Source organism: Kitasatospora sp. NPDC057512, from assembly GCF_042802135.1.
Classification (GTDB): Bacteria; Actinomycetota; Actinomycetes; order Streptomycetales; family Streptomycetaceae; genus Kitasatospora.
Map to the genome: position 1 here is coordinate 1 of NZ_JBHVET010000515.1, position 6,457 is coordinate 6,457.

Consider the following 6,457-nt stretch of genomic DNA (forward strand, 5'->3'; position numbering starts at 1 on the left):
CCCACCAAATGATCCTTGGGGAGCCGCCGGGGCCATGGGGCAGCGGCTTCTCGTTCCCTTCGTCCGTGGAAAAGCGGAAGGGCCCGCCGCGCTCGGGGAGCGGGCGGGCCCCTTCGGGGTGGGTGCGGTCAGCCGACGGAGGAGTAGGCGATGATGCCGCGGCGGAGGCCGTCGACGGCCTTGCGGGCGGTCTTGCGGAGTTCGACGTCCTCGCCGGCGGCGTCCTGGATCTGGCCCAGGACGTCGATCAGCTGCTTGGTCCAGCGGACGAAGTCCCCGGCCGGCATGTCGGCGTCGCGCAGGACCTGGTCGAGGTTGTGGCCGAGCGCCCAGCGGTAGGCGACCCAGGCGAAGCCCAGGTCGGGCTCGCGCTGGCCGACGCCCTCGGCGGTGTTGATCCGGTGCTGCTCCTCCAGGGCGTCCAGGTGGCCCCAGATCCGGACCATCTTGCCGAGCGCCTCCTTGGCCGCGCCCTCCGGCACCCGGGGGGCGCCGGCGTCGTCGGCCTGGCGGGCCTCGTACACCAGCGCCGAGGCGCAGGCGGCGAGTTCGGCGGCGGCCAGGCCGCTCCAGACGCCCTCGCGGATGCACTCGGAGGCGAGCAGGTCGAGTTCGCCGTAGAGCCGGCCGAGCCGCTTGCCGTCGTCGGTGACGGTGTCCCCACTGAGGTAGCCGAGGTCGGTGAGCAGCCCGCAGACCCGGTCGAAGGTGCGGGCGATGGTGTGGGTGCGCGAGCGCATCCGGCGTTCCAGCAGTTCGGTGTCGCGGTGCAGCCGGTGGTAGCGCTCGGCCCAGCGGGCGTGGTCCTCACGGTCGGAGCAGCCGTGGCAGGGGTGCTGGCGCAGTTCGGTGCGCAGCCGGGTGATCTCCGGGTCGTCGGCGGCGGCCGCGCGGCCGCGCCGGAACCGCTCGGGCTCCAGGTGGCCGGCCTTGGTGCGCAGCGCCGAGGCGAGGTCCCGCCGGGACTGCGGGCTGCGCGGGTTGAAGGACTTGGGGATGCGCAGCCGGTCGACGGCGACGACGGGGTGCGGGAAGTCGATCATGGCGAGCCGCTTGACCTGCCGCTCGGCGGTGAGCACCACCGGGCGCGGGCCGTCCTGGAAGTCGGGGTGGCGCGGGCCGCCCCGGCCGGAGCGGTTGACCGGCGGCAGGCCCGGGTCGAGGACCAGCGCGAGGCCGGCGAACTTGCCGGTGGGCACGTGGATGACGTCGCCCGGCTTGAGCTGCTCGATGGACTCGACGGCGGCCGCGCGGCGCTGGCTGCTGCCCTCGCGGGCCATCTCGTTCTCGCGGTCCTTGAGCTTGCGGCGCAGCTCCATGTACGCGTCGAAGTCGCCGAGGTGGCAGGTCATCGACTCGCGGTAGCCCTCCAGCCCCTCCTCGTTGCGCTGCACCTGGCGGGCGATGCCGACCACCGAGCGGTCCGCCTGGAACTGGGCGAAGGACGTCTCCAGCAGCTCGCGCGAGCGGTGCCGGCCGAACTGGGAGACCAGGTTGACGGCCATGTTGTACGAGGGCCGGAACGAGGACTTCAGCGGGTAGGTGCGGGTGCCGGCCAGGCCGGCCAGCGCCTCCGGGTCGAGGCCGCGCTGCCAGAGCACCACGGCGTGGCCCTCGATGTCGATGCCGCGCCGCCCGGCCCGGCCGGTGAGCTGGGTGTACTCGCCGGGGGTGATGTCGGCGTGGGTCTCGCCGTTCCACTTGACCAGCTTCTCCATGACCACCGAGCGGGCGGGCATGTTGATGCCGAGCGCCAGGGTCTCGGTCGCGAAGACGGCCTTGACCAGGCCCTTCACGAAGAGCTCCTCGACCACCTCCTTGAACCGGGGCAGCATCCCGGCGTGGTGGGCGGCGATGCCGCGCTCCAGCCCGTCCAGCCACTCGAAGTAGCCGAGGACGTGCAGGTCCTCGTCGGGGATGTCGGCGCAGCGCTCCTCGACGAACGCCCGGACCTGGGCGCGCTCGGAGTCCTTGTTGAGCCGCAGGCCGGAGCTGAGGCACTGCTGGACGGCGGCCTCGCAGCCGGCCCGGCTGAAGATGAAGGTGATCGCGGGCAGCAGGCCCTCGGCGTCGAGCCGGTCGATGACGTCGACCCGGCCCGGTGTCCAGACCCGGCCGGGACGGCCGTTGGGCATCGAGCGGCCCCGGCCGCGGCCGAAGCGGTCGCGCGGGTTGCGGTCGAGCTCGGAGCGGGCGAGCCGGACCAGCTCGGGGTTGACGGCCTTGCCGGGGTTCTTCAGGCTGTGCTTGGGGCGGCCGTCCCGGTCCGGGTCGGCGAACAGGTCGTACATCCGGTTGCCGGCCATCACGTGCTGCCACAGCGGCACGGGGCGGGTCTCGGAGACGATCACCTTGGTGCCGCCGCGCACGGTGTCCAGCCAGTCGCCGAACTCCTCGGCGTTGGAGACGGTCGCGGAGAGCGAGACGAGGGTGACCGACTCGGGGAGGTGGATGATGACCTCCTCCCAGACGGCGCCGCGGAAGCGGTCGGCGAGGTAGTGCACCTCGTCCATGACGACGTAGCCGAGGCCGTCGAGGGTGCTGGAGCCCGCGTAGAGCATGTTGCGCAGCACCTCGGTGGTCATGACCACCACGGGTGCGTCGCCGTTGACGGTGTTGTCGCCGGTGAGCAGGCCGACCTTGGCCGCGCCGTAGCGCTTGACCAGGTCGCCGTACTTCTGGTTGGAGAGCGCCTTGATCGGCGTGGTGTAGAAGCACTTGCGGCCCGCGGCCAGGGCCAGGTGCACGGCGAACTCGCCGACGATCGTCTTCCCGGAGCCGGTGGGGGCGGCGACGAGGACGCCGGATCCGGCCTCCAGCGTCTCGCAGGCCTCCAGCTGGAAGTCGTCCAGCGGGAAGTCGTACAGCTGCTGGAAGCCGTACAGGGCGGTGGCCTGCCCCTGGGCCCGGCGACGGCTGGCCGCGTACGCCTCGGCGGGGCTGAGCTCCTGGTCGTCCTGGGGCTCTGGATCGGGGGTGTTCATCGCCGTCCGGGTGTGGTTGGTGTGATCTCGCATCTCAGCCAGAGGTTACCCGGGTGGACCGACATCGATAGCACCGTTTTTCCGTGCGACCCCGCTACCCCTTCAGCAGCTCCGCCAGCCCGTCCGCCAGCCGCTCGTACTCCCCCGGCCGGTTGTACAGCTGCGCGCTGACCCGCAGCACCCCGCCGCCGGCCCAGGGGCGGACGGCGATCCGGGTGCCGAAGCGGTGCCACACCTCGGCCATCAGCGCCTTCACCTGCGGCTCGGTCTCGCCGTACCCGGCCGGCAGCCGGACGGTGCGCATCCACACCCCGGGCGTCGCGGGCAGCGGTGCCAGGCCGGCCCGCTCGGTCAGCGTCCGGCGGCCGTACGCGGCGAGGGCGGTGTTGTGGGCGGCCACCGCCGGGTGGCCGAGGCCGCGCAGCAGCTCGAAGCCGGCCGGGGCGGCCAGCCAGGGCGTGTAGTCGCAGGTGCCGCGCCACTCGACGTTGCCGGGGAAGCCCTTGTCGTGCTCCCAGGACAGTGCCAGCGGGCGCACCCGGCCGGTCCACTCGGGGCGGACGGCGAGCACCCCGGTGGCGCGCGGGGCGAAGGCCCACTTGTGCAGGTTGCCGAACCAGAAGTCGGCGTTCGGGTCGATGGGGGCGGGCAGCATGCCGGGGGCGTGGGCGCCGTCCACCACGGTGGTCACGCCGCGGGCGCGCAGGTCGGCGAGCAGGGCCGGGCCGGCGACCAGGCGGGCGGTGGGCGAGGTCAGCTGGTCCAGGACGGCGACGGTGGTGCGGCCGTCCACGGCGGCGAGCACCGCCTCCCGGACGGCCTGTTCGTCGGGGGCGTCCAGCGGGACGGGGGCCACCACCAGTTCGGCGCCGGTCTCGGCGGCCTTGCGGGCGGCGGCCCGGGTCACCGCGCCGTAGCCGTGGTCGGTGACCAGGATCCGGTCGCCGGGCGTGAACGGGATGCTGTCCAGGGCGATCGCGACCGCCTCGGTGACGTTGGAGACCAGCGCGAGCCGGTCCGGGTCGGTGTCGAGTTCGGCGGCGATCAGGGCGCGGGCGGCGGCGATCCGGGCCGGGAGGTCGGCGAAGAAGCCGTCCGGGTCCTGCTCGTGCTCGGTGCGCAGCCGGTCCTGCGCCCGCTGGACGGGGACGGGCACGGCGCCGAAGGAGCCGTGGTTCAGGTGCGCGGTCCGCGGCGACACGCTGAACAGCCCGTCGGCGGCGGGCAGCGGCGCCGGGGGTTCGACGGTCCGCAGGTCCTCGATCACGGGTTCCTCCGCTCACTCGCGCACACTGATGTGTGACATTTCACATGACAGACTACTGGTCGGGACACGCACCGCGCGACCACCATCGGGCCGTGACCATCACCGACGCCTTCCTTGCCCTCAGCGCCCGTACCGGTCGGTTCACCTTCGGCGCGCCGCGTGCGTACACCTTCGCCGAGGACGGTACCCGGCTGCTGCTCCTCCGCTCCAGCGGTCCGGAGGATCCGGTCGACCGCCTCCACCTGCTCGACACCGCCACCGGCGAGGAGCGGCTGGTCGCCGACCCGGCCGCGCTGCTGCCCGGCCGCACCGGCCGGCGCGACGACCTGCCCGCCGTCGAGCGCCGACTGCGCGAACGCAGCCGGCTGGTCGCCGCCGGGATCGGCACGTACGCCGCCACCGCCGACCTCGCCACCGCCGTCTTCACCCTGGACGGCCGGCTGTTCCGCACCGACACCACCGCCGGCACCAGCGACGAACTCCCGGTCGCCGGGCCCGCGTTCGACCCCCGGCCGGACGCCACCGGACAGCGCGTCGCCTACGTCGCCGAGGACGCTCTGTACGTCACCCCCGGCCTCGAACCGCTCTCCCCCGCCGACGGCGCCCGTTGGGGCGTCGCCGAGTTCGCCGCCGCCGAGGAGCTCGGCCGCCACCGGGGCCACTGGTGGCGCCCGGACGGCGGCGCGCTGCTGGCCGCCCGGGTCGACGAATCCGCCGTCCCCCGGCGGTACTTCGCCGACCCGGCGCACCCCGGCGAGGCCCCCGAGGACTTCGCCTACCCGCAGGCCGGCGGCCCCAACGCGGACGTCCAGCTCTGGGTGCTCGGCCTCGACGGCAGCCGGGTCCGACTGCACTGGGACACCGAGGAGTTCCCGTACCTCTGCGCCGCCTCCTGGGCCTCCACCGAGGAGGTGCTGCTCACCGTCGCCGACCGCCTGCAGCAGAACGTGCTGCTGCTGAGCGCCGACCCGGCCACCGGCGGCACCGACGAACTCTCCCGCACCACCGACGAGTTCTGGGTGGACGACCTGCCCGGCACCCCCGCCCGGCTGGCCGACGGCCGGCTGCTCACCGTCCACGACACCCCGCAGGCCCGCGGCCTCGCGGTGGACGGCAAGCCGCTGGACACCACCGGCCTGCAGATCCGCCGGGTCGTCGGCCGGCTGCACGGCCGGCTGCTCTGCGAGACCGGCGCGGGCGACCCGTTCGACCAGTACGTCCACCTGGTCGACCCGGACGGCGGCGCCCCCGAGCCGCTCGCCTCCGGCCCCGGCCTGCACTCGGCGCTCGCCGCCGCCGACACCCTGCTGCTCACCTCGGCCACCGCCGACGGCGTCCGGCGCGTCATCAGCCGCGACGGCCACGAGCTGCCGCTCACCGACCACAGCGCGCCGCTGCCCCACCGGGTCGAGCCCCGGCTCGCCCGGGTCACCGAACGCGCCCTGCCCAGCGCCGTGGTGTACCCGCGCGGCCACGTCCCCGGCACCCGGCTGCCCGTCCTGCTGGACGTCTACGGCGGGCCCGGCTACCAGGCGGTGGCCGCCGAGCCGCGCCGCTGGCAGCTCAAGCAGTGGTGGGCCGACCAGGGCTTCGCGGTGGTCACCGTCGACAACGGCGGCACCCCGTTCGTCTCCCCGGACTTCACCCGCACCATCTTCCGACGGATGTCCCAGGTGGCGCTGGACGACCAGGTCGACGCCCTGCACGCGCTCGCCGAGCGGCACCCGGACCTCGACCTCGGCCGGGTCGGCGTGCGCGGCTGGTCGTACGGCGGCTACTTCGCGGCGCTCGCCGTGCTGCGCCGCCCGGACGTCTTCCACGCCGCCTGCGCGGGCGCCCCGCCCACCGACTTCCGGCTCTACGACACCGCGTACACCGAGCGCTACCTCGGCCTGCCGCAGGAGAACCCGGAGGGCTACGCCGACGACTGCCTGCTCCCCGACGCGCCGGGCCTGAGCAGGCCGCTGCTGCTGATCCACGGGCTGGCCGACGACAACGTCCACCCCTCGCACACCCTGCTGCTCTCCCAGGCGCTCACCCGGGCCGGCCGCCCGCACAGCGTGCTGCCGCTGCCCGGCGCCACCCACATGACCCCGGGCGGACTGAACGAACAGCTGGTCCAGGCCGAACTCGCCTTCCTGCGAGCCTCCTTGGGCTGATCAACCGGCTGACGACCCGGCCGTCGAAGGGCGCCGCACCCCGGAGG

At 74.2% G+C, this 6,457-nt stretch carries 3 protein-coding genes; 1 reads left to right on the forward strand and 2 read right to left on the reverse strand.

Annotated elements, in window-relative coordinates; genetic code table 11:
* Nucleotides 1-128 precede the first annotated feature (128 nt).
* Both ACFU6K_RS27870 and ACFU6K_RS27875 read right to left on the reverse strand, forming a co-directional pair.
* Nucleotides 129-2,984, reverse strand: coding sequence for a DEAD/DEAH box helicase (locus tag ACFU6K_RS27870; RefSeq protein ID WP_380667523.1), 2,856 nt, complete (start codon nucleotides 2,982-2,984; stop codon nucleotides 129-131).
* A gap of 94 nt (nucleotides 2,985-3,078) precedes the next feature.
* Nucleotides 3,079-4,251, reverse strand: a complete 1,173-nt coding sequence (locus ACFU6K_RS27875) for an aminotransferase class V-fold PLP-dependent enzyme (RefSeq protein ID WP_380667519.1) — start codon at nucleotides 4,249-4,251, stop codon at nucleotides 3,079-3,081.
* Nucleotides 4,252-4,343: 92 nt separating this feature from the next.
* Between ACFU6K_RS27875 and ACFU6K_RS27880 the strand changes: the two genes are divergently transcribed.
* Nucleotides 4,344-6,410 (forward strand): prolyl oligopeptidase family serine peptidase, encoded by a 2,067-nt coding sequence (locus tag ACFU6K_RS27880; protein WP_380667521.1) that lies wholly within the window; start codon nucleotides 4,344-4,346, stop codon nucleotides 6,408-6,410.
* Nucleotides 6,411-6,457: the final 47 nt, after the last annotated feature.

Bases quoted from the DNA above. Each gene is read 5' to 3' on its own strand.
- ACFU6K_RS27870 (WP_380667523.1), bottom strand. From the start codon at position 2,984: ATGAACACCCCCGATCCAGAGCCCCAGGACGACCAGGAGCTCAGCCCC.